The organism is Vibrio sp. JC009, from assembly GCF_029016485.1.
GTDB lineage: Bacteria > Pseudomonadota > Gammaproteobacteria > Enterobacterales > Vibrionaceae > Vibrio.
The window spans coordinates 573639-600319 of record NZ_CP092106.1 but is presented as its reverse complement, the minus strand read 5'-3'; the positions used below and the strand labels follow the sequence as shown (position 1 = coordinate 600319).

Sequence of the window (26681 nt, the reverse complement as noted above, 5' to 3'; positions counted from 1 at the left end):
TGGTTAGATCAAATAAAACCTGTAACGTTTTAATCGTTACTTTGCTGAATCCGGCGTAAAGAGCGCTTTCTACGACCCTCTTCTCGACTAAGATCCAACAAGGTTTCTTCGATATAGGCTAAATGGGAATGGGAAAGCTCACGCGCCCTTTCAGGCTGACCAGACACTATCGCATCCACCATATTAGCTCTGTGTTTACTTACTTTCTGTACCGCTTCATTGCGGCGTTGTAATAGTTTTAAATTCTGTAATATATTCTGCTCGAGAAGAGGTGCCAGACTACGCACTATATGAAGCAGGACCAGGTTGTGAGCGGCTTCTGTGACAGCGATAAGCGAGTGCACCACCGCTGCTGCTTCTTTTTCTAAATCTTTCTCTTCTTCTGCATTACAAATCTGCTTTTGAGCCTGGCAGATTCGTTCAAAATCTTCTTCTGTGCCACGAAGCGCTGCAAAGTAGGCTGAGATACCTTCTAGCGCATGGCGTGACTCCAGTAAGTCTAGTTGAGTCTCTTTATGATTAGACAAAAGATTAAGAAGAGGATCTGAAAAGCCGCTCCATAGCGTATCGCTGACAAATGTCCCGCCACCCTGACGGCGGCTAAGCAGTTTTTTCGCTTCGAGACGCTGAATCGCTTCCCGGACAGAAGGGCGGGAAACATCAAACTGCTTTGCCAGTTCACGCTCAGGAGGAAGCTGTTGTCCCGCGGAGTATGTTCCTTCGAGAATCAGCCTTTCCAGTTCCTTTTCAATAACGTCGGAAAGTTTAGGCTGACGGATCCTTTGATGGGCCATATCGCTGCTCTTCCCCTGTTAATCTTTCGTTGTAAATTGGTATTACCAATTCATTTCACGAAATAGAAATTAACACGGAGGAAACAAGAATGTCTAGCAAAAATTGATTTAAATCATAGAAAGCGTAGTTAATCGACATATTTGCAACAAATAACCATCAAGATATCAGCAAAATAAGTTTACAAATATTCACATCCCAAAGCCTTGCAGGCCAGACTAACCAAGGCGTTTACGGTAGTGACGCCAGTTAAAACTGAGCCCGGGATCCGTCTTTCTCTGAGGGGCAATATACTGATGGCCGGTAATACGATCTTCAGTTATCAAAGGGAAAGTTTTCATCAGTTGGAGGGTAACTTCGCTCAAAGCCTGATACTGCTCTTCGGTATAACCGTCAAAGTCGTTTCCCTCCAGTTCAATACCGATTGAGTAGTCATTGCAACGCCCTACCCCAGCAAAACTTGATTTCCCGGCATGCCAGGCTCTTTTATCAAAGGGAACAAACTGAACAATCTCACCCGTCCGCTTTATCAGGCAATGGGCAGAGACCCGCATGGTATGGATAACTTTAAAATAGGGATGCTCTTCAGGATCCAGTTTCCCGGTAAAAAACTTCTCAATAGCATCCCCGCCATACTGATTAGGCGGAAGGCTGATATTGTGAATAACCAGCAAAGAGATCTGCCCGCCTTCATCACGCTCATCACAATGGGTAGAAGGCACCCGCTTTGCACTATCAATCCAGTAATCTTCTGTAATATTCATCTAGAGCTTTTCTCGTGACCTAAAGAAATCCCACAAAATTAAGCCACATTAGTTAGTGTTTTGTAGGTACGAAAGTGGTTTAGTGAGGTGTACTACAGATGATCAGATATGCATTCCCACGCAGGAGCATGGGAACGAGGAACTATTCACACCTGTAACCTGTAACCTGTAACCTGTAACCTGTAACCTGTAACCTGTAACCTGTAACCTGTAACCCAAATTACCCCTTTCCCCCCCATCCGTCAGCAAAAATCCATAATTTCGAGACAATTAAAGCTGAATTATTTACCCAGCAAGAGTATCATCTGTAGCCCTTATCTAGGTAACAACAGGCTCAAGGATATAATGAAAAACTGTCACGATAGCCAAGCTCGTCTTGAATACTTACAAGAAATCCTTCCACGCGAAATTACTCGTGCTGTAGCAGACACCCTTAAAGAAGATTTAGGTGGCACATTAGATGCGTCGCTGGATATTTCTGCCAGCCTGATCCCGGAAGATACCATCAGCGTTGCAAATCTGATCACCCGTGAACACGGTGTATTCTGCGGTCAGATGTGGGCTGATGAAGTATTTAAGCAACTAGGTGGCGTGGTAGAGATCGACTGGAAAGTGAAAGACGGCGATACCGTAGAGCCAAACCAGGTGCTTTGTACTCTGACCGGCCCGGCAAGAATCATCCTGACCGGTGAGCGCAATGCCATGAACTTTATCCAAACGCTTTCCGGCTGTGCAACACTTGTTGCCCAGTATGCCACGCAACTGGAAGGCACCGACTGCAAGCTTCTGGATACACGTAAGACAATCCCGGGTATGCGCAGCGCTCTGAAATATGCCGTTGCATGCGGTGGCGGTTATAACCACCGAATCGGTGTATTTGACGCTTACCTGATCAAAGAGAACCATATCATCGCATGTGGTGGCATCACTAAAGCCATTGAAACTGCGAAGGCACTTAATCCGGGCAAGCCGGTTGAAGTAGAAACCGAAACACTGGAAGAACTGACCGAAGCAATCGATGCTGGCGCAGATATTGTTATGCTGGATAACTTCACCACTGCAATGATGGTTGAAGCGGTAAAAATTAATGCCGGCCGTGCCGATCTGGAAAACTCAGGTAATGTTACTCTGGAAACCATCCGCTCATACGCTCAGACAGGCGTGGACTATATCTCCGTCGGCGCACTGACTAAGCATCTGAAAGCTATGGATCTTTCAATGCGGTTTCAGTAATACGCTCCGAAAAATAAAAAACGGGCTGAGCTTGAGCTCAGCCCGTTTTTTATAAATTATTAAAACCTATAGCCTATACCAATAGCTGCATTTACCCCAACAGACCCATACCCCTTACCGAACTCCTCATAGGGCAAGTGGTGCGCACCCAAGCTAACTCTTGCATTAATATTATTTGTAATATTCAACACTGAACCAATTTCTGCGATTAATGCCGGAGGAGTAAAACCGGTTTCTGTCTTAACAGGACCATCATGATATACATGTTTAACTTCACCATAAGCAACCCCTAAACCTAAACTAAGATAAGGTATGAAACGCTGAGATAAGGGAAGGTAACCAGTTCCGTATATCTGCAGACCTTTCTGTTTTATTGATGTATCGTGATCCTCAAAGCTAACATTTTGCGTTGGCCTGTTTCCAAAATTGACGCCAACACTCCACAAATCGCTAAAATGGTGATTATAAAAAACATGAACAGGTTTCTCATTTTCATACATTCTATAAGCGCTACCAAGATACCATTGATTTTTTAAACCAATTTCATTCTGAGATGCAATAGTGTTATTTGATATTAATAAAAACAGTAATATATATAAAGTTCTTCCCATAAAAATCTGCATTTTATAAAATTTATAATTTTATTAAGGCGTTTATCGAACTAAAACTTCCCCCATTATAACCCCCTTAAAAGATATAAGAGATGCCAATTGCCAGGTTTGCACCTATAGAACCATAGCTCTCACCATCTTTCTCATAGAACAAATGGTGCCCACCTAAACTAATCCGGGCATTAATGTTATGTGTAACATTATAAATCGAACCAAACTCTGCAATTAATCCAGGATGGGTAAAACCACTATCCATTTCAGTATGACCATCATGATATGCATCTTTAACCTCATAATAAGCCTCTCCTAATCCTAAGCTAAAATAAGGCACGAAACGCTGAGATAAGGGAAAATAACCAGTTCCGTATACCTGTATGCTTTTCTGTTTTAGTGATGTGTTATAGTTATTAAAGCTAAATTTTCCTGTTGGTCTGTTTCCAAAGCTGGCACCTATACCAAAAAACTCATTAAAATGGTGGTTATAAAAAATATGAATAGGTTTCTCATTTTCATACATTCTATATACTCCACCAAGATAACCTTGATATTTCAAGCCAACTTCATTTTGAGAAGCAATACAATTAGTTGATTCAAATAAAAATAATAATGAATATAGAATTTTTTTCATAAATCCTCACATTCTATATACTTATATATTATTTAAGTCTATTGTATAGGATACTTGACCATTCTCATCTAAACCTAAACGTTCAGCCATTTTTTGATTTGCTTTGGTTTCCAAGCCAAAATAAAAGTCTTGAATAACAGTATTAGCTTGTGCATGAATATCCTCAAGAGCTGTTCTTACTTGCTCTTCTGTTATATCAAGCACATCTAGTAATACATTATGATCTACTTCTTCAACTAAAAACTGAGCCACATCAACAACTATAGGCAAAGATGAAGACGATATTGCAGCTGTAATATAGGCTAAATCCTCGCTTGCTTCTGCCCAAGTATAATCATCATCATGAATGTTATACATAAATTTTGTTAGTGCGTCACCCTTTAGTGGATCATATTCATCCTTTGGCTCTGTGAAATAGCCACCAATTTCTAACTCATGAACATCCCAATGAAAACTAACATCATCAATATCCCCTTGGACTGAAATATGTGGTCTCAAAGCCACGCGATATATTTTCTCATCTATCTTTTCAAAGGTTGGATGAAACTTAACACCAACAGCCTGGGTAGCTTCGACATGAGCACTGGAGCTTTGATAATAATGATCAGTAGTATAATCATTACAGCCATGACCAAACACTTCATTAACGCCTAGTGTTGCTTTATAGTTAACTCTATTATCGAATCGAAGTGGAACTTTTAAGAAACCAACTAGTTCATCATCGATTAAGCTAGCTTCAAATCCAATAGAAAAGTCCTGCTCCAAGTATGCATTATAATAGCCACTTTGTGCCCACATTCTTTCCTGACATTGATGCCCAGTTGGAATCTGCCTAGGGGTAACATTAGCACTGTATACTAGTTCACCATCTTGAACATAAAGGTTATTTTCATTTAATTTATTTATCACTTTCTCTGCGACAATTTCACATATCTGTTGATGTTCAGTATCTCCATCGTCACAATTTAATATTTCAAGTGGTTTTATTGTCTCAGGAGGATCCGTAATAATCCACTCATCCGAGTTAGCATAAGAAAAGGCTGGAATGGAAAACACTCCCCACATAAACAATGCAATCAAATTTAATTTTTTCATAATTAGATATCTATTATAGATAATAAAAACAGTTCATAAAAATGTTCACTCAAAATCATACCTAATATGTCAAAATAAATTCATAATCCGTTCATTGTAAGGTCAAGTATGAATGAAATAGGATTAATTGGAATATGTATCTAAAAGTATCAAGAGCAGCCTCCAAAAGTTGTAGGTGAACACCTAAACAATGATGGTTTCCAGTCAATTCCAATAAATAGGCCGAAGAAATATGTGAAAGGAATGCAATTCAGCCCGATTTTTTTTATTTCTGTCGCGTAAATCCAAATCGCTTATTTTCCACGGTCAGGCAGTTTTCTATTCTTGCTCCCCATTTCCCTGCAAACTACGGAGCCTGAATGAACCGAGGATTTTCTCTTATTGAACTGCTGGTTGTGATGGCTATTATCAGCGTTCTTACCGCTATCGCTCTTCCCAATTACCAGAAATATGCAAAAAAATCAGAACTAAGCGCCGCACTGGCAACCCTGCATAACCTGAAAGTCCCCATTGAAGACCATATTCTCACTAACGGCGCTTTCCCTGAAATAAACAGCCCGGCTGATTTACTTTCCCTGCTTGGCGCATCGGAAACGCCGCTTGGCGCTGTGACAGCCAGGCAAAATGATAGTCAGCTCCAGTCAGGGCAGATCATTCTCAATTTATCAGGAACTCAGTTCAGAGAATCCGGCGGAGAAGCAAATAATCTGGCGCTGGAAAGAAGCGAATCGGGCAACTGGCGATGCATTACCGACATTGCACAAGAGCACTATTCTCTTTTCCCGAAAGGGTGCGAAAGAGGAGAAATACTCTGAATGAGCTCTCTTATCTCTATCTTATGCCAGCATCAGCTTTTAACCCCGGAGCAAAGCTCAGAAGCCCGCACGCTATGTGAAAAAGAAACGATCCCTGCTGTCGTTGCTCTGAATAAGCTTGGCTACTTTACCTTTGACCAGCTCTCCGCTCATATCAGCTCTCTGTTTTCCATGCCACTGACTGACATCCGGGCCTATAACTATGAACCTGTCTGTCATCAGATGGGGCTAAGAAAGCTAATCTGCAAACATTCCGCTTTGCCGGTAGAGCTGAACGGTAACGAGCTGTTAGTTGCGGTCAGTGATCCCTGCAACTCCCAGGCAGAAGATGATTTCCGCTTTGCTACCCGTTACCAGATAAGGCTTTGCCTTGCCGATTACAAATCCATATCAGGCGCTATCCGGCATCTTTACGGACAAACGGATAACAGCGAAGAGCTCACCGGCAGGGAGATCCATGAAGACGAACTGAGCGGGCTTGTAGAGGCTTCAGATGAAACAGAAAGCAGCACAACCGCTGAAGAAGATCAGGCTCCCGTCAGCCGCTTTATCAGCCAGGTCATTGAAGATGCCGTACGAAAAGGCGCTTCAGATATTCACTTCGAACCCTATGAAAACCACTACCGGATCCGCTTTCGCTGCGACGGAATTTTAATAGAAACTCAGAAACCGGCCCCTCAGCTTGCCCGCCGGTTAGCTGCTCGAATTAAAATCCTGTCAAAACTGGATATCGCAGAAAGACGGATTCCTCAGGATGGCAGGATTAAGTTAAAAACCGGCAGAGGAAATCTGGTTGACCTCAGAGTGTCCACCCTGCCAACGTTGTGGGGAGAAAAAGTGGTTCTGCGTATTCTGGACAGTCATCAGGCCAGCCTGGATATCAAGCAGCTTGGCTTCAGTGACAAACAGATTGCACTCTACTCAGAGGCGCTAAAAAAGCCGCAGGGAATGATATTAATAACAGGGCCGACGGGAAGCGGAAAAACCGTCTCCCTCTATACGGGGCTTAACATTCTGAACAGCCCGGAGCTAAATATTTCAACCGCTGAAGACCCGGTTGAGATTAACCTTCCCGGCATTAATCAGGTTCAGATAAACCGGAAAATTCACTTTGACTTTGCTCAGGCTCTCCGGGCTTTCCTGCGTCAGGATCCGGATGTGGTTATGGTTGGGGAAATCCGTGACTCCGAAACGGCGGCTATTGCCATCAGAGCCGCTCAGACCGGTCACCTTGTTCTTTCCACCCTGCATACCAATTCAGCCATTGAAGCCGTGACCCGTCTTGGTAATTTAGGCACAGAGAATTTCGATATCGCCTCATCCTTAAGTCTGGTTATTGCACAAAGACTTGTCAGACGGCTTTGCCCTCACTGCAAGCAAAAACAAAACTTCCCACAGGAGCTTCTAAAGGAACTGAGCATCAGTAAACATACGGTTCTTTATCAGGCTAAAAAAGAGGGCTGCACCGAATGCAACGGCGGTTACTCCGGGCGAGTCGGGATCTATGAAGTAATAAACTGCGACTCGCAGCTCAGAAGCCTGATTGCCCAGGGAGCCAGTTATGAACAACTGGAAACAGTGGCAATAAGCAGCGGGATGAAAACGTTAAAAGAGTCAGGCCTCGATAAGCTAAAACAGGGAGCCACCAGCTATGCCGAAATACAGCGGGTTCTCTGATGCTTCCGGCAAGACCAGGCACCTTCCGCTGAAAAAATACCAATGGCGGGGAAGACTCAGTAACGGCCAAAAAGCCGCGGGGAAATTGCTGGCACTGTCTGAACTACAGGCTCATCAGCAGCTTATTAAGCAGGATATCCGGGCGCTAAAGATAAGAGAAAGCAGCCTGTCGCTTTCTGAGCGAATCCTGCATAAAGCAGGCCCCCGTGACATCACCCTGTTCACCCGCCAGTTGGCCACCATGCTTAATGCCGGTATCCCGCTATTACAGGCACTGCAGATGATCGCTCAGAATCAGGAAAAGGCAGAGGTAAAGTCACTGCTTTATCTGATTTCAGGCAAAGTAGAAGCAGGAACGGCGTTATCCCAGGCAATGAGATCGGTTAACCCTCTGTTTGAGGGACTCTATTCAGATTTAATCATGGCAGGGGAGCATTCCGGACAACTTCCGCAACTGCTGGACAGACTGGCAACCTACAGAGAGAAAAATGAAGCCACCAGAGCACAGATTATTAAGGCGATGATCTACCCGGTAATGGTTTTGATTGTCGCCCTTGGTGTCTCATTTCTTATGCTGACAACCGTGGTACCCCAGTTTGAGACCATGTTCAGCGGCTTCAATGCAGAGCTTCCCTGGTTTACCCGGCAGGTATTAAAGTTATCGGAATGGCTGAGAAGCTATACCCTGTGGTTAACCGGCTGCTCCGTTGTTTTCTGCCTCGCCCTTCGCTGGCACTACCGGCGCTCTGCCGGGTTCAGGCTTAAGGTCAGCAAACATCTGCTCCGGATTCCGCTATTCGGACAACTAATAACAAAATCTGTTATATCCCGCTTTTGCCGCACTATGGCCACCAGCTTTAGTGCCGGGATCCCGGTACTGGATGGTTTAAAAACAGGGGCGAAAACAGCAGGAAACCACCACTACGAAAAAGTGATTCAGAGACTGGCCGAGCAGGCAGCATCCGGAATGCCAATCCATATTGCCATGCGCAAAAGTCAGGAGTTCCCGGATCTGGTTCAGCAACTGATCATGATAGGTGAAGAGTCCGGCAGCCTTGACCAAATGATGAATAAGATCGCAACTATTTACGAGTCTGAAATCAGCAATACGGTAGATAATCTGGGTAAATTACTGGAGCCGCTGATCGTGATTATCTTAGGCCTTGTGGTCGGAGGGCTGGTTATTTCAATGTATCTTCCAATCTTTAGTTTAATGAATGTGTTAGGATAAGTGTTAACCACTTGTATCAAGCTGCCTCAGTTGAGTATTTAAATGGAAATGTTTTTAGTTTACCCCTGGCTTTTTCCCCTGTTTGCCGGTGTTTTTGGATTGATTATTGGTAGCTTCCTGAACGTTGTTATCCACCGCCTTCCTATTATGATGGAGCGGGAGTGGAAGCAAGATTGCGCTGAAGCCTTCCCAGAACTGAATATTCCCGTAGAGACAGAGACTTTTAACTTAAGTAAACCGCGCTCACACTGCCCGAAATGCAATACGCCAATCCGGCTAATTGACAATATCCCGCTTCTGAGCTGGATTATGCTCAGAGGCAAGTGCCACAAGTGCGCCCACCCTATCAGCATCCGCTACCCGTTAGTCGAACTGCTTACAGCTGCGATGTGCACTGTGGTGGCACTGGAAATGGGCTTTAGTTACTTTGCTGTTGCAGCCCTGTTTTTCACCTTTGTGCTTATCTGCGCCACCTTTATCGACTTTGATACCATGCTGCTGCCTGACTCACTAACGCTTCCGCTGATGTGGGGCGGGATAGCTCTGTCGCTGATGGATATCAGCCCGGTTTCCCTAACCGATTCTGTTATCGGCGCTATGGCCGGCTACCTCTGTTTATGGTCGGTTTACTGGATATTTAAAATCCTTACCGGAAAAGAAGGGATGGGGTATGGCGACTTTAAGCTCCTGGCCGCCTTAGGTGCCTGGCTGGGCTGGCAGTCTCTGCCTATGGTGGTGCTCGGTTCATCCATGGTGGGACTGGTGTTCGGTATTATTCAGTTAAGAATGCAAAAAAAAGGCATTGATAAATCCTTTCCCTTCGGCCCTTATCTGGCGATAGCAGGCTGGATTACCCTTTTATGGGGAAACAGTATTATTAACTGGTATTTCACTTCAGTTCTGGGACTATAACGCATGCCATTTATCGTTGGACTCACCGGCGGAATCGCTTCCGGTAAAACCACAGTAGCAAACCTTTTTAATCAGCACTTTCAGATAGAGATTGTTGATGCGGATATTGTTGCCCGTGAAGTTGTCGAGCCGGGAACCGAAGGTCTGCAAGCCATAGCTGAACACTTTGGACGTTCCATTCTCACTTCTGAGAAAACGTTGGATCGCTCCAAACTCAGAGAAATTATTTTTTCCCGCCCAGAAGAGAAGGAGTGGCTGAATAACCTGCTTCATCCCATGATCAGGCAGAAAATGAATGAATCACTCTCTGCAATAAAATCACCTTATGCATTATTAGTTATTCCATTGATGGTAGAAAATCAATTACAATCAATGGCAGACAGAATTTTGGTCATTGATGTCAGCCCTGAAACTCAGATTCAAAGAACGGTTATGCGGGATAATGTTGCCGATGATCAGGCAAAAGCCATTCTGGCTTCACAGGCAGACAGACAACAGAGACTGGCAATTGCCGACGATATTATTCTTAATGAAGATGACGAACAGGACTTGTTAGCTCAGATAACGACCCTGCACAATAAATATCTGTCTTTAGCTAAGTAATACACGGATAGTAATACCTATCAAGCGAGGACTTTAAGGTCGCGGAATGACAACGCATAAATTTGAACACCCTCTAAATGAAAAAACCCGTATTTATCTCAGAGTCGAAGCACTGCTGAGGCAAATGCACCATTCCGCAAACTTTAACGATACCCAGCAATATCATCAGTTTTTCCGGTCTATTTTTGATCTTCTGGAAATATTTGATCAGATCCAGTTAAAAGCAGAATTAGCTAAAGATCTGGAAAAGCAGAGACTCGCATACAGAAGCTGGTTAAACGTAGAAGGTGTTAATCAGGATAAGCTGCAGGCTGTCCTTGATGAGCTGGATCTGGCACATAAAAACCTGATGGGAGCTGAAAGATTCGGCCGAACCCTGAAGGAAGACCGCTTCTTAAGCTCAATCCGCCAGAGATTTAACCTTCCGGGCGGCACCTGCTGCTTTGACCTTCCGGCGCTGCACTACTGGAACCACCTTCCTCTGGAAGTAAGACAAAGAAACGCCAGTGAGTGGATGAAAACGCTGCAGCCCCTTTCAGAGTCGCTAAACCTCTGGCTCCAGCTATGCCGCGAAACCGGATACTTCAAACCACAGATAGCACGAAACGGCTTCTTCCAGAGTGACGCCGAAGAGGCTAATATCTTAAGGCTGAACATTCCATTGAATAATGGTGCCTACCCTATGATCTCAGGGCACAAAAACCGCTTTGCTATTAAGTTTATGTCCTTTGAAACCGGGCAGGCTTGCAGCCAGGATTTGGAGTTTGAGTTGGCTATTTGTAGTTAAAGGTTGCAGGTTGCAGGTTGCAGGTTGCAGGTTGCAGGTTATTTTGGAAATGCGTGTTCCATGTGTCAACCTTGTTTTACCTGTCACCTGCAGGACGAAGTTCGTCCTGTTACCTATAGGATAAAATCCGTCCCTATTTCTCTTCCCTCTTAAACACCAACTCCGTCGCCGTAGACTCTTCCTCAACAAAATAATACCCCGCAGTATCAAACTTCGTCAGATCAGCCACGCTGTCGATTCTGTTTTTTATGATATAGCGCGCCATCATTCCTCGGGCTTTTTTAGCGTAGAAGCTGATGACTTTGTACTGGCCATTCTTGCAATCTTTAAACACCGGAGTAATCACGCTTGCATCCAGCTCTTTGGTTTTTACCGACTTAAAGTATTCATTGGAAGCCAGGTTAACCAGAACGTTGTCACCCTGCTTAGCTATCGCTTCATTTAGCTTTTCAGTGATAATGCTTCCCCAGAACTGGTACAGGTTAGCACCTCGCTGGTTCGCCAGTTTCGTGCCCATTTCCAGACGGTATGGCTGCATAAGATCCAGTGGTTTTAGCAAACCATATAAACCCGACAGGATTCTCATGTGCGATTGTGCAAATTTAAAGTTTTCCGCACTCATGCTTTCTGCTTCAAGGCCGGTATAAACATCGCCTTTAAAGGCTAAAATTGCCTGACGGGCATTGTCTGTAGTGAACTCTTCACTCCACTGCTCAAACCTGGCGACATTCAGACCGGCAATTTTGTCGCTCACCTTCATCAGTGCCGAAATATTCTGCGGAGACAACTTGCGGCATACCTCTATCAGTTCTTTAGAGTGCCCGATCAGTTCCGGCTGGGAATGCTCTTCCGTTACCAATGGTGATTCATAATCCAATGTTTTTGCTGGTGAAACGACGATAAGCATATTTTTCTCCCGGACTTATTCGATATAAAACAAGGTTATATAAAAACGCTGAACAAGTCAGCACGACTATCGCTATTTATTTGATAGCTATTTCCTATCCCAAATTCCTTTTTCCAGCTGAGAATGCAGTTCCGGATATTCCTGAGTGTTAAAAACCGGCTCTTTACCCGCTCTGAGCTGACTGTTGTAATCCCGCGCCAGCTTGATAACGATTCCCGAAAGAAGCGTAATGGCCACAAGGTTTATAATAACCATCAAGCCCATGGAAACATCGGCCAGAGCCCAGATAACATCAAGCGCACCTAATGAACCAATCAACACCATTGCCAGCACAAGCAGGCGAAACACCTGTATACCTCTTTTACGGTTACGCCCCAAAAACAGAATATTGGTCTCTGCGTAACAATAGTTGGCAATAATGGAAGTAAACGCAAAGAAGAATATTGCGAAGGCAACAAACAAACTCCCCCAGTCACCAACCTGTGCGCTGACCGCTCTCTGAGTAAGCTGAATGCCGGTAATTTCACTATGCGGAATGTATTCCCCGGAAAGCAAAATTATCGATACCGTTGCTGTACATATCACTATGGTATCGATAAAGACACCCAGCATCTGCACATACCCCTGAGAAGCCGGATGTGGCGGGCTGGGAGCGGCAGAAGCCGCAATATTGGGAGCGGCACCCATTCCGCTTTCATTGGAAAACAGGCCTCGTCTGAAGCCGTTTATCATCGCCTGAGAGATCGCATACCCCACTCCGCCAGCCGCCGCTTCGGTTAATCCGAACGCACTTTCAACCACCAGAGATAAAACAGCCGGAACCTTTTCCAGATTCACAAAAACAATAAACAGAGCAAGGCCCAGATATATAAGCAGCATAAGAGGCACAAGAAGCTCTGCAACACGGGCGATCCGTCTCAACCCGCCGAATATAACCACAGCAGACAGTGCGGCTACGCCAAGGCCAACATAAAGATTGTCCCAGCCAAAGGCAGAACTCAATGCACTGGCGATAGAATTTGCCTGCACGGCATTAAAGATAAGCCCGAAGGCCACAATAAGCAGCATGGAGAAGACCATGCCCAGCCAGCGCATACCCAGACCTTTTTCAATATAGTAGGCAGGACCGCCACGGTAACACCCGTTTTCATCCCGCGTTTTGTATAGCTGAGCCAGGGTACTCTCTGCAAATGCCGTTGGCATGCCGAGCATAGCGATAAACCACATCCAGAAGACCGCCCCCGGACCGCCTGTGGTAATGGCTACAGCAACCCCGGCCATATTTCCGGTTCCTACCCTGGCAGCCAGCCCCGTACATAAGGCCTGAAAAGAAGAGATGCCCGACTGATCCCCCTTCCTGCTGTTCTTCAGCACAGAAAACATATGAGAAAAGTGCCGGAACTGGATAAAACCGAGTTTCGCGGTGAAAAAGATCCCAACCCCGCTCAGAAGGTAAATAAGTATCGCCCCCCAAAGCAGGTCACTCATCAGATAGATAACCTCTTCCACCAAAACTCCTTTTAAAAAATCCCTGTTTCCTTTCCGGATTATAAAATCAACAGATTCAAAATACCAAGCGGTTAATATTTAAACAAAACGTTAATGCAAAGTGTGAAATGGTGAATACTTTCTAATAAAACCTTCATATAAGAGAAACAAATGAGAAACACATCATAGCTAGACTCAGACCACATATGTTACTTAATGTATCGAGACGCAGAAATATAAGCGTCTCAAGTTGGAACGAATAACAAGTACAGTGAGGTCGATATGGAAGGCTTTATCCTAGATGATATTACTGCAATGAATGACGTACAGACTCGTTCAGGCAGAGCAAAACCTGTTAAGCGTAAGTGGCGTGAAATCGAAGCAATTAAGGATCGCCAGCGTCTGAAAAAAGAACTAATGGACATGGATTGCTGCTTTGACAGCTTAGATGACATCGACCTTTAATGAATATTAAAACAGGCACCTCACCGGGTGCCTGTTTTTTATCCTGCTAAAGTGTTTCGTCTTCGGTTTGTCTGACCCGCTCGGCAAGTTGCTTGTACTTGTCAGCAATAGTATCGCCAAACACAGGATCGTCGTCGCTTTTATCCCACTGACTTTCTACCGCCTGCCAGTCTTCTGTTGTGAATGTCTCACTGATTAGAGGCAGGATCTCCCGCTCTTCAAAGTCAAGGTGGCGTTTCTGCTCCAGAATAAATGACTCCAGCTGCTCTGAAAAAACATCCAGAGGAACAACCGCATCCTGCAGGATCATGTCGACAATGCCCATAAATTCATGAGTCTTCTCTGATAGCACCTTATGTTCCAGCTCCAGGTTTTTCATCTCCTGGTTCTCAACGGTATGCGCTGCCCCGTAGTGCTCCATATAATACTGGTAAAGAATATCTTCTTTAGGATGGTGCGTAGACTCAGAATGACTGGAAAGATAGTCGACGATCTCTTTCACCAGACTATAGTTGATAGGTTGCTCTTCTTTGATCTTATTCAGCTTCTTACGCAAAATAGCCAGCAGCCTAACCATATAGCCATGCTCACGGCGAATCTGTTCAATCATCATCGCGTACTTCTCCCTGATTAATTATCCTTATAAGGTTCTTGGTGAAACCACACTTAAGTGTATATAAGAATCAGGAATTTTGCTTTGATAGTGGTCGAATAATTGTGCAGATCAGAATTTTACCTAAGCACCTTATACACAAATATCAATGCAAGCGCTGTAGGTTCTCCCCCTTTAACTGAAAAGCTAACTGATCGTTGAAGTTAATAGAAGGGGGAGTTAGAGGGGGTTGGTTATATATGAGTATAATCAATAGATTAGATCTAAATGAAACAACCCTTCCCAACCTCCCCTTCGATGTAACTCGATCGAAAATCCAACCTTTTGAGGTGAAGGGGAGGAGCTTTTCTTTGTCCCATTGAGTTACGTATAAACAAGCTACATTTACTCAGCAGCAGAAGGTTGCCATTTAATTGGGCTCAGCTCTTTCTGTTCCAGGATCTGATTCGTCTGCGAAAAATGCTTACAACCGAAAAAGCCCCTGTGGGCGGAAAGCGGTGACGGATGTGGAGCAGTCAGCACATGGTGACGGTTTCTGTCGATTACCCGGCCTTTTTTCTGTGCATGCGCCCCCCAAAGCAGGAAGATAACACCTTCGCAGTTCTCATTTACCGCCTCAATCACTCTGTCAGTAAATGTTTCCCAGCCGGTTTTCGAGTGCGAATGAGCCTTTCCCTGCTCTACAGTAAGCACTGTATTAAGCAGCAACACACCCTGCTCGGCCCAGCTTTGCAGATAACCATGATCCGGGATCTGAAATCCCGGAATATCCTGCGCCAGTTCTTTGTACATGTTCACCAGTGACGGAGGCGTCTTGATGCCGGGAAGCACAGAAAAGCACAAACCGTGCGCCTGATTCGGGCCGTGGTATGGATCTTGTCCCAGAATCACAACCTTTACATCAGCCAGCTCAGTATAACGAAATGCGTTAAACACATCTTTTGCCGGAGGGTAGACAACCTTGCCTGCATCACGCTCGGCCTGAACGAATGCCATTGTCTGCTGAAAATAGTCCTGCTCCTTTTCACGACCAATAACATCGTGCCAGGTTAGTGCTTGATTCATGTCTGATTCCCTTAAAATTAATTGCGGTTATTGTACCGATTTTAAGAGAATCATAAAGGCTGGGTTAACCTGCCTTTTGAGGCGTTCGGAAGTGCCCTCGTCCCTGAATATGACGATTTGGAACCGGAGTAAAATGTGGACGGCTGGATGATCCTGATGGTCTGGACATAGTGGCACCTCTTTATGACTTTATCGAAACTTACAACAAAGACTATGAAAGAAAGATGCCACTTTTTTTAAAGTAAAAACTTGAACTGAGTTAGCTTTTGAAAATCAGGCGTTTTTTATTTCAAGATGTCTTAGAGCCTGAATCTCATCTTTCCAGATTTCAGGTTCTATTGTCTCTAAAATCAAAGGGATACCATCAAACCTAGAATCCTGAGCAATATACTCAAAGCAGTCCCAGCCAATTTCACCACGGCCAAGAGAGTGGTGCCTGTCTACACGGCTGGCAAATTCTACTTTTGAATCATTAAGATGCATTGCCCTGAGATAGTGCATACCGACAACTCTGTCGAACTCTGCAAAGGTCTCATCGCAGGCTTCTTTTGTCCGCAGGTCATATCCGGCGGTAAAGGTATGGCAAGTATCGAGGCAAACTCCTACCCTTTCCTTATCCTCAACCTGTTCAATAATTGCCGCCAGGTGTTCAAACTTCCAGCCAAGGTTGGTTCCCTGCCCTGCCGTATTTTCAATCACCGCAATCACACCCGGAACCGCTTTGTGCGCCAGATTAATAGACTCTGCAATAGTTGCCAGGCACTCTTCTTCGGATACTTTTTTAAGATGACTGCCCGGATGGAAGTTCAGCAGGCTTAACCCTAATTGGTCACAGCGCTCCATTTCATCAATAAACGCAAGGCGCGACTTCTCCAGTTTTTCTGCTTCAGGAGCACCGAGGTTAATCAGATAAGAGTCATGGGGAAGGATCTGCTCTTTGCTAAAGCCAAGCTTGCTGCAGTTCTCTTTAAAAGCACGGATGCTTTCACTTGTCAGAGGCTTAGCTACCCACTGTCTCTGATTCTTTGTAAACAGGGCAAAGGCGTTTGCCCCTATCTCTTTTGCTCTTAACGGAGCGTTTTCCACACCACCTGCTGCTGATACGTGCGCACCAAAAAATTTCTTACTCACAACCACTCTCTTTCTTAGTATTTTCGGGCTATTCGCCCTTTTGTTGATGCAGCGCAATAAAAACGCCACAAAAAAATTGAGGTTTTACTCTGTACTTTGACTTAAATCAATATTACCATACAGACAACAAGTTAACGACAAGCTCAACAAATTAATATTTAACACTAAAATTGTGATTAGGAGAAAGTTATGATTCAGGGTATTCAAATTACTAAAGCCGCTAACGATGACCTACTAAACTCAATCTGGCTACTGGACACTGAGAAAAACGAAGCTCGCTGTGTTGCAGCGGTTTCTGGCTATGAAGCAGATCAGGTTGTAGCCGCTTCTGAGCTGGGCGAGTTCGAAAGCCGCGAAGTCGCTATCGAAACAGCACCAAAAATCGAAGGTGGTCAGCACCTGAACGTGAACGTTCTTAAGCGTGAAACTCTTGAAGATGCAGTTGCACACCCAGAGAACTACCCTCAGCTGACTATCCGTGTATCCGGCTACGCAGTACGCTTCAACTCTCTGACTCCAGAGCAGCAGCGTGATGTAATTGCACGTACTTTTACTGATTCTCTGTAACTTCAGTAAGCATTGGTTTTATTTCAAAGCCCCGATAAGACTCTAGCTTATCGGGGCTTAATTTTATTTATGATTAATTGGTAGGATAAAACTCAATATGGACGTGATCTAGGTGCCCTTTGAGATGCTTTACTTTAAGAGACTTAGTCTCCCATTTTCCCAACCCTTCAATTTCTCTTCCTTTACTATCAACTCCCATAGTGACTAGTTTCTTAAACCATCCTCTATCATCTATATAAACTAACTTCACTGTTTCTCTAGCTGTTATTGCGTCAACTTCTGCCCTCATTTCAAGCACCCAATCTCTAACTTCCTTTGCTACACCCGGGTTACCATAAGACATATCCAGCTTATTTTTTAACTTTGTCTTTGGATTTAACATGGTGGAGGTAGGATAAAGCGTATCTACAGAAGTTCCGTCTCTATGGGAAAAATGATCATGTCTATATTTGCTGTAAGGAACTTCTTTTTCGATGTTGTAATGAGAATAATAAAAGTTATCCTTGGTAAAAAGGCCTCCATGTTCGCGAGAAGCATCATTATAAGCAAGGGATGATAATTGTTTCATTTGATTCATTGTAGAAAATTGCATCCAACTATCCCCGCCAATATCTCGAATAGCTCCATACCGCTTTCCATATGGATAATGATATAGTGGAATAAGACTTACCTGTTCATCAGGCATTTTCATAACTGCACGAGCATGTAAAGTCAGTATTTTCTCTTCAGGGTCTGTTCCGGAAAAGTCGCACCTTATCTTCCCAGACGGAATTTTTTCATCAGGTACGGTACTACCTGAAAAACGCATTTCAAATTCAACCCTACCACTTCGAACAGAGTTTACGTTATGTATGTCAATATCGAGCTCACTATCTTCATAAATAAATTTGCATTGCTCGACATCAACTTCAATACCTTTGGAAAGCGCATCATATGATACTTGAGCTTTCCAACTCCTAGTGGTATTTTTTCCTAATCCAATATACCACTTCTTTTTTAGCCCCAGACCAAGCCCTTCTTTCATAGAAAAGTCTTTGATACACAGCTCCCTCACTTCCTCAAAGGAATCATAAACAGAAATATTCACATATGCGTTCGATTTTACCTTTCCTGTATTTTCTGTCTTGGAAAACAGTTTTATATTAATAGGTTCTTTCTTTAAATTTTCATCAAAACGAACAACTTCACAGAAAAACTTAGAGCCTTCATTGTATTCATGAGTTTCACTACTCTTGCCTTCGTATATTGTTTTGTCTTCACCAACTGTATATCCCATATGCCAATTTAATTCAAAATCAGCTCTATCACTCTGTACATAAACTTCTGATAAGTATAAGTAACTAACCAATACTAGCTCTTTTGTGTCTTTTGGAACTGAGATAACTCCTGTATCACTGACTAAGTTTTCCTCTTCATTAGCGCTTTCGAAAGAACCTATCAAACTTGGAGGAGGAGAATAATAAGAGTCCGCCCTATTTGATATAGTTTGATCGTTCCCAATAAGAATGCTCTTATGTAATTCACTCAGCCACATAACCTCTATATTTACATTCAAGTTTGGTGTACCAGAACTAACTTCAACTTCTTCAAAAACAGACATATCGTTACTTTCAGGCATAGAAATAAAATACTGATCTTCTTGTAAACCTTTAAACTCAAAACTTCCATCACTTTTGACCAGGGTATAATAGGTAATTCGTTGAGTTTTAGAAGTTCCTCTTAATTGTACCAGTTGCCCCTCCAAATTAGAGAGTACCTTATGTTCTTTATCGACAAATGTACCTTTTATAGAACCGTGCCCATAATAGAAAAACACCTCTTTAGTTACATCAAAGCCTGAAGTATCTTTACCACTAATAAAAAGACTATTTTGCTCATGGCTATAGGATAAAAGCTCATTAAACTCAGAAATTTTATCCTCTTTCACATACAAAAGATTATTTAGTTCACTGAAATCAAATAGGTCCTGAATTTCCTTTACGTTTCTTCCGTAAAAAAGGGTCAGGTCAGTTAGCTCGCTAAAATCAAACACTGCACCAGATTCAGAAGTTAGTTCTATTTCAAACTTATTCGCAGATTTGTCATACACCCCGTATGGGGAGATATCCCTCAAGTTAAACTGAATATCGGTGCAAACTTCAGCTCTCTGGCAATCCCAGGGAATAACGTGCTCGCTCGCCAGAGGAAGCACGGTAAGGACACTTTTATGTACGGCACTATCTATACCGTCACTAACTCTGATTTCAAAAGCATAGACTCCCGTACCTGATTTTTGTGTAGGGATCTTCAAAGTCGCTTCGGAACCGGTAGGATCCTCATTCCAGAGAGGATCGCCTAACGTTTGTTTCCAGGCAATAGTGAGCGTACCTCCATCAGCATCAGATATCACTGCTTTCAGATCAAGCTCTCCACCGACTGCTATAACATAGTTTTCTTTAATACCATCAATAGTCGGCGGAGCATTATCCTCACAACCTGTAATAACAAAAATAGATATAACAATCAGCAATATTTTGGGAATCAAATCTTTCATAGAGTTCTCCTGGCTATAAAACTTGTTATTTTTTAGGAGTTAAACGAAAGATTGGTTAGATATCTAGCCGGAAAAAGAAGGAGTTAGGGAGAGTTATCACCATGTAATACTATTATCAGGCAGAAAACAAAAAAGGTGGCCAATATGACCACCTCTTAAAGCCGACAGCTAAAAGCTTATTTCTGTACTTTACGCAGAACTTCCTTCAACTTATCAAAATCCGCATCCAGCTCTTCGGAAAGATTTTCCATTGCAGCATGCTTAGCAAGCGGGCCAGGGATCTCGATATCAGTACCAAGGATCTCATCGACCACTTCTTTGAACTTAGCCGGGTGAGCATCAGCAATATTTTGGGAATCAAATCTTTCATAGAGTTCTCCTGGCTATAAAACTTGTTATTTTTTAGGAGTTAAACGAAAGATTGGTTAGATATCTAGCCGGAAAAAGAAGGAGTTAGGGAGAGTTATCACCATGTAATACTATTATCAGGCAGAAAACAAAAAAGGTGGCCAATATGACCACCTCTTAAAGCCGACAGCTAAAAGCTTATTTCTGTACTTTACGCAGAACTTCCTTCAACTTATCAAAATCCGCATCCAGCTCTTCGGAAAGATTTTCCATTGCAGCATGCTTAGCAAGCGGGCCAGGGATCTCGATATCAGTACCAAGGATCTCATCGACCACTTCTTTGAACTTAGCCGGGTGAGCGGTACACAGGAACAGGCCTGTTTCGCCTTCTGCAAGTTGCTCGTTCAGGCAGCGGTATGCGATTGCGCCGTGTGGCTCACACAGGTAGCCCTGTTCGTTCAGTTCGCGAACTGACTCTGCGCTCTGCTCATCAGTTACTGCGCCTCTGCCCAGAGTATCCAGGCCCCAGCCTTTGATCTGGCAAAGCTCTTCGATACGTGGCCAGTTGTTTGGCTGGCTTACGTCCATTGCGTTAGAAGTGGTTGCGATAGTTGGTTTTGGCTCCCACTTACCGGTTTCAAGATAACGAGGAACCGTATCGTTCACGTTTGTTGCCGCAATAAAGCGCTTAACAGGAAGGCCAAGAGCTTTTGCCAGCATACCTGCAGTCAGGTTACCGAAGTTACCGCTTGGTACAGAGATAACCAGATTTTCGCGCTCTTGTTTGCTCATCTGCGCTGCTGCTTCAAAGTAGTAGCAGATCTGAGCCATCAGACGGCTGATGTTGATTGAGTTTGCAGAGTTCAGACCGATTTCATCACGCAGTGCCTGATCATCAAACGCCTGCTTAACCAGAGACTGACAAGCGTCGAAGTCGCTGTTAATCGCAACTGTGTGGATGTTTTTACCCAGAGTACAGAACAGCTTTTCCTGAAGCGGGCTGATCTTGCCTTTCGGATAAAGGATAACAACGTTGATATCTTCCATTCCGTAGAATGCGTGCGCAACAGCAGCACCGGTATCACCAGAGGTTGCAGTCAGGATAGTGATTTTGCCACCGTCAGAAACCGCTGCCAGTGACTGCGCCATAAAGCGGCCACCGAAGTCTTTAAACGCCAGTGTAGGGCCGTGGAAAAGCTCAAGCGCGTAAACGCCCTCTTTTACACTCTTGATTGGTGCCGGGAACTGGAATGCATTGCCCACCAGCTCTTTTACCTTCTCTGCACTCAGCTCATCGCCGATCAGTGCAGAAAGGATTTTACCGCTGCGGGAAACAAAGTCTTCTTCCAGCAGCGCATCAATATCATCAAATTTTGGCAGCTCAGACGGGAAAAACAGCCCCTGATTGCGACCTAATCCCTGGCGAACGGCCTGGCCAAAGGATACGATTTCATCATTCTCTTTTATATTGTAAAGCTTCATAACTTATAGCTCACTTCCTGTTACCTTCGAACCCTGCTTGTCCAGACGGCAAACATGGACGAATCCTTCATCATTTTGTACGTAATTCTGTTCCAGCCAGTGAGCAACACGCTCAGCGACATCTTTTTCTTTGCAAATGCTAAACAGCGTAGGACCTGAACCAGAGATCCCTGTTGCCAGCGCACCAGCCGAAGCTGCATATTTACGCGCGTTGGCAAAGCCGGGCAGTAGTTTCTCACGATATGGTTCAGCGATCACGTCTTTGATCATTTTTGCTGCAAGTTCAGGCTGTCCTGAGTGACACGCATGAATAAAACCAGCCAGATGACGGCCATGGGCTATCACATCCTGACGGCGGTATTGTGAAGGCAGGATCTCACGCGCTTCTGCGGTAGAGACCTTAATGCCCGGATAAGCCATAACCCAGTACCAGTCATCAAAACACGGTACTTCCTGGCTGATAATACCAAGCTCTTCCAGCATCAGTTGCAGACCGCCAAGATAACATGGCGCTACATTATCGTAGTGAATACCGCCGGAGATCTTTCCTTCCATCTCACCCATAAGAGCAAGCAGTTCCATCTCATCCAGAGGCTGACCATGAAAGCGGTTCAGTGCATCCAGCGCAGCAACGATTGAGCAAGCCGAAGAACCAAGGCCTGAGCCGATTGGCATATTCTTCTCCAGAGTCATAGTAAGAGGCTTAAGCTCAACGCCCTTCTTCTTCAATTCTCTGGCAAAGACGACCCAGCAGTCATAAACAATGTTCTCTTTTGGCTCTGTCGGCAACTTGGAAACAAAATCCCCCGCTGTTAGCAGAGCAAAATCTTCACTGCCGGCTTTTACCTCAACACGGTCTCCTAAAAGAGTACCGTCGATTGGGGACACTGCTGCCCCCAGAACATCAAAACCTACGCTTACGTTTCCGATTGAAGCCGGAGCATAAACCACTACATTCATGTCACTTGAGTCCATCATTACATCCCCAGTTTCCAGCCAAGTGTACGCATCACATCAGCAAATACACCTGCAGCTGTTACCGCAGTACCGGCACCGTAACCACGAAGTACCAGCGGAATCGGCTGATAGTAGCGGCTGTAGAAGGCCAGTGCGTTTTCACCATCTTTAATCTTAAACATAGGATCATTTTCATCAACAGCGGAAATACATACTCTGCATTTACCTTCGTTGATTTCACCTACATAGCGAAGCACCTTGCCCTCGGCGGCTGCTTTCGCCGAAAGTTCAGAGAAGTAGGCATCGGCTTCAGGAAGACGGGCCATAAAGTCATCCACACTGCCTGAATCATCAAAGCCTGGTGGCAGAGCCTGTTCAACTTCAACATCGTCCAGTTCAAGCTCAAGACCGGCTTCACGGGCAAGAATAAGAAGCTTACGCGCCACATCCATACCAGAAAGATCATCTCGCGGATCCGGCTCGGTAAAGCCGTTATCTTTAGCGATATTGGTCGCCTGGCTCAGTGTCATGCCTTCATCCAGCTTACCGAAGATATAAGAAAGCGAACCAGAAAGAATACCGTTGAATTTAGACAGTTCATCACCTGCTGCAATCAGGTTCTGCAGGTTTTCAATAACCGGAAGACCAGCACCAACCGTTGTTTCATACATCAGCTTACGACGCGAGCTACGGGAAACTTCACGCAACTGGTGGTAGTAAGCCATGCTTGCTGTGTTGGCTTTCTTATTCGGCGTTACTACGTGAAAGCCGGCAGCCATAAAGTCAGCATACTGATCGGCAATGGCTTCACTTGAAGTACAGTCAACCAGTACCGGGTTGATAATGTGATTGCGCTGAACAGTGGAGATAAGGCTAGCCAGGCTAAAGCCTTCTGATACGTTGTTCATACGGTCACGCCAGTTTTCCAGTGGCAGTCCTTTTCCGTCCAGAAGTACGCCTTTACTGTTAGCAAGGCCGCATACGCGCAGAATAATGCCTTTCTCTGCCAGAGTTTCCTGCTGACGCTGAACCTGATCCACAAGCTCACCACCGACACCACCAACACCCACAACAAACAGATCCAGGAAGTGTTTGGAGTTGAACAGGTTCTCGTGGCAGGCTTTAATCGCTTCAGATACTTTATCTTCAGGAATAACAGCCGAAATAGCGCGCTCAGAAGAACCCTGAGCAATGGCAACCACGTTTACGTTGATTTCTGCCAGTGCAGAAAAGAAGCGTGATGCCACACCTTTCGATGTACGCATGCCGTCACCAACAAGAGTAACAATGGCAACGTCGTCAAGAAACTCTACCGGCTCCAGAAGGCCTTCCTTCAGTTCCAGTTCAAACATATTGCGAAGTGCTTCTTCGGCTTTAACCTTATCGGCCTCTTCAATACAGAAGCTGATGCTGTATTCAGATGAAGACTGAGTAATAAGCACGATAGAGACACCGGCAACAGACATAGCGCCAAATACACGGCTTGCCATACCAACCATGCCCTTCATACCAGGACCGGAAACGTTCACCATGGTCAGCTTGTTCAGGGTAGTGATGCCTTTGATCTCAAGGTTATCTTCACCTGTATCCTGACCAATCAGCGTACCGGCGCCCTGCGGGTTAAAACTGTTTTTGATCAGACATGGAATATGGAACTGAGCGATAGGAGCGATAGTTTTAGGGTGAAGCACTGAAGCACCGAAGTATGACAACTCCATGGCTTCCTGATAGCTCAGAGACTTCAGAAGACGCGCATCATCCACCAGACGAGGGTCACAGTTATATACGCCGTCTACATCGGTCCAGATTTCGCAGCAATCAGCTCTCAGACAGGCTGCCAGTACCGCAGCAGAATAGTCAGAACCGTTGCGGCCCAGAGTCACAAGGTCGCCTTCTTCATTACCTGCAGTAAAACCAGGCATGATATTTACATGTCCGACAGGAAGCGGGGACTTTTTGAAGTTCAGAGTGGATGACTCAACATCAACCATAGCTTCCAGATGATCACCGGTCGCATTCAGGTATTTCACCGGATCGATCAGACTTGCTGACTGCCCCTTAGCTTCAAGTACTGCCTGCATCAGTTTGATGGAAATGCGCTCACCTTTACTGATAATGCGTGCATTCACATTGTTCGGGCACATGCCCAGCAGTGCAATGCCGTGCACAAACTGGCGAAGCTGAGAAAGAGAGGAGCTGACCTGCTCGTCAAACGCTGCACTCTCAATGTTTGGTAATACCGCCTTGATATCAGCAAAAAGCTGATTAAATGAATTTTCCAGTTCTGTGATCTGTAAATCAGCGTCACCATTTCTCAGTGCACCTTCAATAACAGCCACCAACTTGTTGGTCGTTTTTCCCGGAGCTGACAGCACAACCGCTGTCTCTTCCTGTTGAGCATTATTGGCTATGATATCCGCTGCTCTTAAAAAACGGTCAACATCGGCTAATGAAGAACCACCAAACTTGAGAACTCGCATCCCTACCTCCAAGTAAATATATATAAAAAAAGGCCTGTATCTTTTTGGGATACAGGCCTTTTTTTGAAAATCTTTCGTCTAGCAGCCTGCCCCAACAATGGTCATGTCGGTCATAATAATGGTTGTGGTCATCATCATATGGCTTGCTGTTAACATTTAAATTCTTAGTCTAAAAACGTGTTATGTGTTTGCTTACCTCTACGTTTACCGACTTTCAGTCACAGAGTCAATGGAAAGTTCACTTTTTTTAAAAAAAGTTTGGTGAAATCAGTGGTGAATTATTATTGAGACAGGCAAGCAAACACAAAAGTTATCAGAGAGTTAACAAATCGTTGTGCAGTACAAATAACTTATGGTTATATCTAAAGATCCAAATGTAAGGATCAAAGCGCGAAAAATGTGTTTTAATGATCCTGCTGACAGTTTAAAAACAACTTATTAACAATTCAGCAAATATAACTATTTTACCAGTGGAACAGCAAAGCAGGGGGAGATGATGAAACGCATACTATTCTTGTCTCTTGTATTGCTTGCACAAAATGCACTGGCCGATCTCCTTCCGACACTACCGGGTCAGGAAGGAAAATCCCCGCATAAACTTTTTGTTTCCAGCCAGGCTCAGCCCAGCGACTCCTTCGATACCTGGATGTTCGATGGCGGCTATGCTTACACAGTTTTTGACACCGTCGACCTGTTTGTGGGTGCACGTATCGACAGCTCTGCAACAGAAGAAGAGAGTGACAGCGGATTTCTGAGTGGTGTCAGCTACCAGTTCAGTGAAAAAGTTTCACTGCAAAGTACCCTGCACTCAAAAACTGAGACGCTGGATTCAGGTGAAAAGGAAAGTGTTTATTCTGCTGAAGTGTCAAGCCGGGTAAAAATATCTGACCATTTTGATCTGCATGCCACCCTTGATTATGAAGAGTGGCAGCAGGGAATTGAAGTCGGATTAGGTTTCCGCTTCTGATGCGGAATTAAAACGCTAACTCCTCATGGGCAATTAATGTCCCATTCCAATCCGCGTATACATAATCTCCAGGAAGTACTGTTTGCTTATTCATGGTTATTGAAACATTCGTCTCGCCGGCACCTTTCGCTTCCGTCTTAAACGGACAGGCCGCTAGAGCCTTAATACCGATATCCATCTCAGCTAAAGCAGCTACATCTCTGACTGCGCCATAAACAATTACACCTTCCCAACCATTTTCTATCGCTAAGATAGCAAGTTGATCACCCAATAGTGCCTTTTTACAGGAACCATTCCCGTCTACGAAAAGAACTTTACCTTTTCCATCCTGACTCAGGACTTCTCTTACCATAGAGTTGTCATGAAAGCAGCGCACTGTGACGACTTCACCAAAAAAAGCGTATCTTTGACCAAAGCTTTGTAATGGCAGATCCAGTAAAGTGACCTGATCTTCGTACTTATCACAGATTTCCGGAAGTATATCGTTCATTTTTCCTCCTTGAGTTTTCACAGCCTTCAGCACAACAGCG

The 26681-nt window shown here is 44.4% G+C and carries 25 protein-coding genes, 1 pseudogene and 1 other annotated feature; of the genes and pseudogenes, 10 read left to right on the top strand and 16 right to left on the bottom strand.

Going from position 1 to position 26681, the window contains the following annotated elements; genetic code table 11:
• Positions 1–29 precede the first annotated feature (29 nt).
• Complete coding sequence (gene pdhR / locus L3Q72_RS02855) at positions 30–794, bottom strand: pyruvate dehydrogenase complex transcriptional repressor PdhR (RefSeq protein ID WP_275131171.1); 765 nt, start codon at positions 792–794, stop codon at positions 30–32.
• Positions 795–1010: 216 nt separating this feature from the next.
• The gene (gene ampD, locus L3Q72_RS02850) at positions 1011–1556 is read right to left on the bottom strand and encodes a 1,6-anhydro-N-acetylmuramyl-L-alanine amidase AmpD (RefSeq protein WP_275131170.1); all 546 of its coding nucleotides are present in this window, start codon (positions 1554–1556) and stop codon (positions 1011–1013) included.
• Between the two features lie 345 nt (positions 1557–1901).
• Between ampD and nadC the strand changes: the two genes are divergently transcribed.
• Positions 1902–2789: a carboxylating nicotinate-nucleotide diphosphorylase gene (nadC, locus tag L3Q72_RS02845; protein ID WP_275131169.1), complete on the top strand. Its 888-nt coding sequence runs from the start codon at positions 1902–1904 to the stop codon at positions 2787–2789.
• Between the two features lie 59 nt (positions 2790–2848).
• Here the strand turns inward: nadC and L3Q72_RS02840 are convergent, their stop codons facing one another.
• The 3 genes from L3Q72_RS02840 to L3Q72_RS02830 all read right to left on the bottom strand — a co-directional run bounded on the left by L3Q72_RS02840 (position 2849) and on the right by L3Q72_RS02830 (position 5123).
• Positions 2849–3400: a hypothetical protein gene (locus L3Q72_RS02840; protein ID WP_275131168.1), complete on the bottom strand. Its 552-nt coding sequence runs from the start codon at positions 3398–3400 to the stop codon at positions 2849–2851.
• A gap of 76 nt (positions 3401–3476) precedes the next feature.
• Positions 3477–4028, bottom strand: a complete 552-nt coding sequence (locus L3Q72_RS02835) for an outer membrane beta-barrel protein (protein WP_275131167.1) — start codon at positions 4026–4028, stop codon at positions 3477–3479.
• 21 nt (positions 4029–4049) lie between these two features.
• Complete coding sequence (locus L3Q72_RS02830) at positions 4050–5123, bottom strand: hypothetical protein (RefSeq protein ID WP_275131166.1); 1074 nt, start codon at positions 5121–5123, stop codon at positions 4050–4052.
• A 359-nt stretch (positions 5124–5482) separates the two neighbouring features.
• Here L3Q72_RS02830 and L3Q72_RS02825 point away from each other — a divergent pair, with 359 nt between their 5' ends.
• From L3Q72_RS02825 to zapD, 6 genes are read left to right on the top strand one after another with little or no spacing between them, the layout of a single operon-like run.
• The gene (locus L3Q72_RS02825; RefSeq protein WP_275131165.1) at positions 5483–5938 is read left to right on the top strand and encodes a pilin; all 456 of its coding nucleotides are present in this window, start codon (positions 5483–5485) and stop codon (positions 5936–5938) included.
• Positions 5939–7615, top strand: coding sequence for a type IV-A pilus assembly ATPase PilB (gene pilB / locus L3Q72_RS02820; RefSeq protein ID WP_275131164.1), 1677 nt, complete (start codon positions 5939–5941; stop codon positions 7613–7615).
• The gene (locus L3Q72_RS02815) at positions 7590–8846 is read left to right on the top strand and encodes a type II secretion system F family protein (protein ID WP_275131163.1); all 1257 of its coding nucleotides are present in this window, start codon (positions 7590–7592) and stop codon (positions 8844–8846) included. Before pilB ends, L3Q72_RS02815 begins: the two co-directional genes overlap by 26 nt.
• Positions 8847–8888: 42 nt before the next feature.
• Positions 8889–9758 (top strand): A24 family peptidase, encoded by an 870-nt coding sequence (locus L3Q72_RS02810; protein ID WP_275131162.1) that lies wholly within the window; start codon positions 8889–8891, stop codon positions 9756–9758.
• A gap of 3 nt (positions 9759–9761) precedes the next feature.
• A complete protein-coding gene (gene coaE / locus L3Q72_RS02805; protein ID WP_275131161.1) occupies positions 9762–10361 on the top strand; it encodes a dephospho-CoA kinase in 600 nt (199 codons plus the stop codon).
• Positions 10362–10407: 46 nt separating this feature from the next.
• On the top strand, positions 10408–11148 hold the full coding sequence (gene zapD / locus L3Q72_RS02800) for a cell division protein ZapD (protein WP_275131160.1): 741 nt from the start codon (positions 10408–10410) through the stop codon (positions 11146–11148).
• Between the two features lie 133 nt (positions 11149–11281).
• Here zapD and yaaA read toward each other — a convergent pair whose 3' ends face one another.
• Both yaaA and L3Q72_RS02790 read right to left on the bottom strand, forming a co-directional pair.
• Entirely contained in the window at positions 11282–12055 is a 774-nt protein-coding gene (gene yaaA, locus L3Q72_RS02795) for a peroxide stress protein YaaA (protein ID WP_275131159.1), read from the bottom strand.
• Between the two features lie 87 nt (positions 12056–12142).
• Positions 12143–13564: a sodium:alanine symporter family protein gene (locus L3Q72_RS02790; RefSeq protein WP_275131158.1), complete on the bottom strand. Its 1422-nt coding sequence runs from the start codon at positions 13562–13564 to the stop codon at positions 12143–12145.
• A gap of 261 nt (positions 13565–13825) precedes the next feature.
• Between L3Q72_RS02790 and L3Q72_RS02785 the strand changes: the two genes are divergently transcribed.
• Positions 13826–14008 (top strand): DUF3545 family protein, encoded by a 183-nt coding sequence (locus L3Q72_RS02785; protein WP_275131157.1) that lies wholly within the window; start codon positions 13826–13828, stop codon positions 14006–14008.
• Positions 14009–14054: 46 nt separating this feature from the next.
• On the opposite strand, the gene L3Q72_RS02780 is transcribed toward L3Q72_RS02785, so the two are convergent.
• The 3 genes from L3Q72_RS02780 to nfo form a co-directional block, all read right to left on the bottom strand.
• The gene (locus tag L3Q72_RS02780) at positions 14055–14621 is read right to left on the bottom strand and encodes a hemerythrin domain-containing protein (protein ID WP_275131156.1); all 567 of its coding nucleotides are present in this window, start codon (positions 14619–14621) and stop codon (positions 14055–14057) included.
• Positions 14622–15005: 384 nt separating this feature from the next.
• The gene (gene ung, locus L3Q72_RS02775; protein WP_275131155.1) at positions 15006–15686 is read right to left on the bottom strand and encodes a uracil-DNA glycosylase; all 681 of its coding nucleotides are present in this window, start codon (positions 15684–15686) and stop codon (positions 15006–15008) included.
• 273 nt (positions 15687–15959) lie between these two features.
• Positions 15960–16823 (bottom strand): deoxyribonuclease IV, encoded by an 864-nt coding sequence (nfo, locus tag L3Q72_RS02770; RefSeq protein ID WP_275131154.1) that lies wholly within the window; start codon positions 16821–16823, stop codon positions 15960–15962.
• A gap of 183 nt (positions 16824–17006) precedes the next feature.
• Between nfo and grcA the strand changes: the two genes are divergently transcribed.
• Complete coding sequence (grcA, locus tag L3Q72_RS02765; RefSeq protein ID WP_275131153.1) at positions 17007–17384, top strand: autonomous glycyl radical cofactor GrcA; 378 nt, start codon at positions 17007–17009, stop codon at positions 17382–17384.
• Positions 17385–17457: 73 nt separating this feature from the next.
• Here the strand turns inward: grcA and L3Q72_RS02760 are convergent, their stop codons facing one another.
• The 5 genes and pseudogenes from L3Q72_RS02760 to thrA form a co-directional block, all read right to left on the bottom strand.
• On the bottom strand, positions 17458–19917 hold the full coding sequence (locus L3Q72_RS02760) for a hypothetical protein (protein WP_275131152.1): 2460 nt from the start codon (positions 19915–19917) through the stop codon (positions 17458–17460).
• Positions 19918–20093: 176 nt separating this feature from the next.
• Positions 20094–20255, bottom strand: a pseudogene (locus L3Q72_RS02755) (threonine synthase); the annotation flags it as partial.
• A gap of 208 nt (positions 20256–20463) precedes the next feature.
• Positions 20464–21747, bottom strand: a complete 1284-nt coding sequence (gene thrC, locus L3Q72_RS02750; RefSeq protein ID WP_275131151.1) for a threonine synthase — start codon at positions 21745–21747, stop codon at positions 20464–20466.
• Between the two features lie 3 nt (positions 21748–21750).
• The gene (gene thrB / locus L3Q72_RS02745) at positions 21751–22707 is read right to left on the bottom strand and encodes a homoserine kinase (RefSeq protein ID WP_275132061.1); all 957 of its coding nucleotides are present in this window, start codon (positions 22705–22707) and stop codon (positions 21751–21753) included.
• Positions 22708–22724: 17 nt separating this feature from the next.
• Entirely contained in the window at positions 22725–25184 is a 2460-nt protein-coding gene (thrA, locus tag L3Q72_RS02740) for a bifunctional aspartate kinase/homoserine dehydrogenase I (RefSeq protein WP_275131150.1), read from the bottom strand.
• A 23-nt stretch (positions 25185–25207) separates the two neighbouring features.
• Positions 25208–25324: a sequence feature (Thr leader region), on the bottom strand.
• 356 nt (positions 25325–25680) lie between these two features.
• On the opposite strand from thrA, the gene L3Q72_RS02735 reads away from it, so the two are divergent.
• Positions 25681–26151: a ribonuclease regulator gene (locus L3Q72_RS02735; RefSeq protein WP_275131149.1), complete on the top strand. Its 471-nt coding sequence runs from the start codon at positions 25681–25683 to the stop codon at positions 26149–26151.
• 7 nt (positions 26152–26158) lie between these two features.
• Here the strand turns inward: L3Q72_RS02735 and L3Q72_RS02730 are convergent, their stop codons facing one another.
• A complete protein-coding gene (locus L3Q72_RS02730; protein ID WP_275131148.1) occupies positions 26159–26641 on the bottom strand; it encodes a putative 4-hydroxy-4-methyl-2-oxoglutarate aldolase in 483 nt (160 codons plus the stop codon).
• Between the last annotated feature and the right edge of the window lie 40 nt (positions 26642–26681).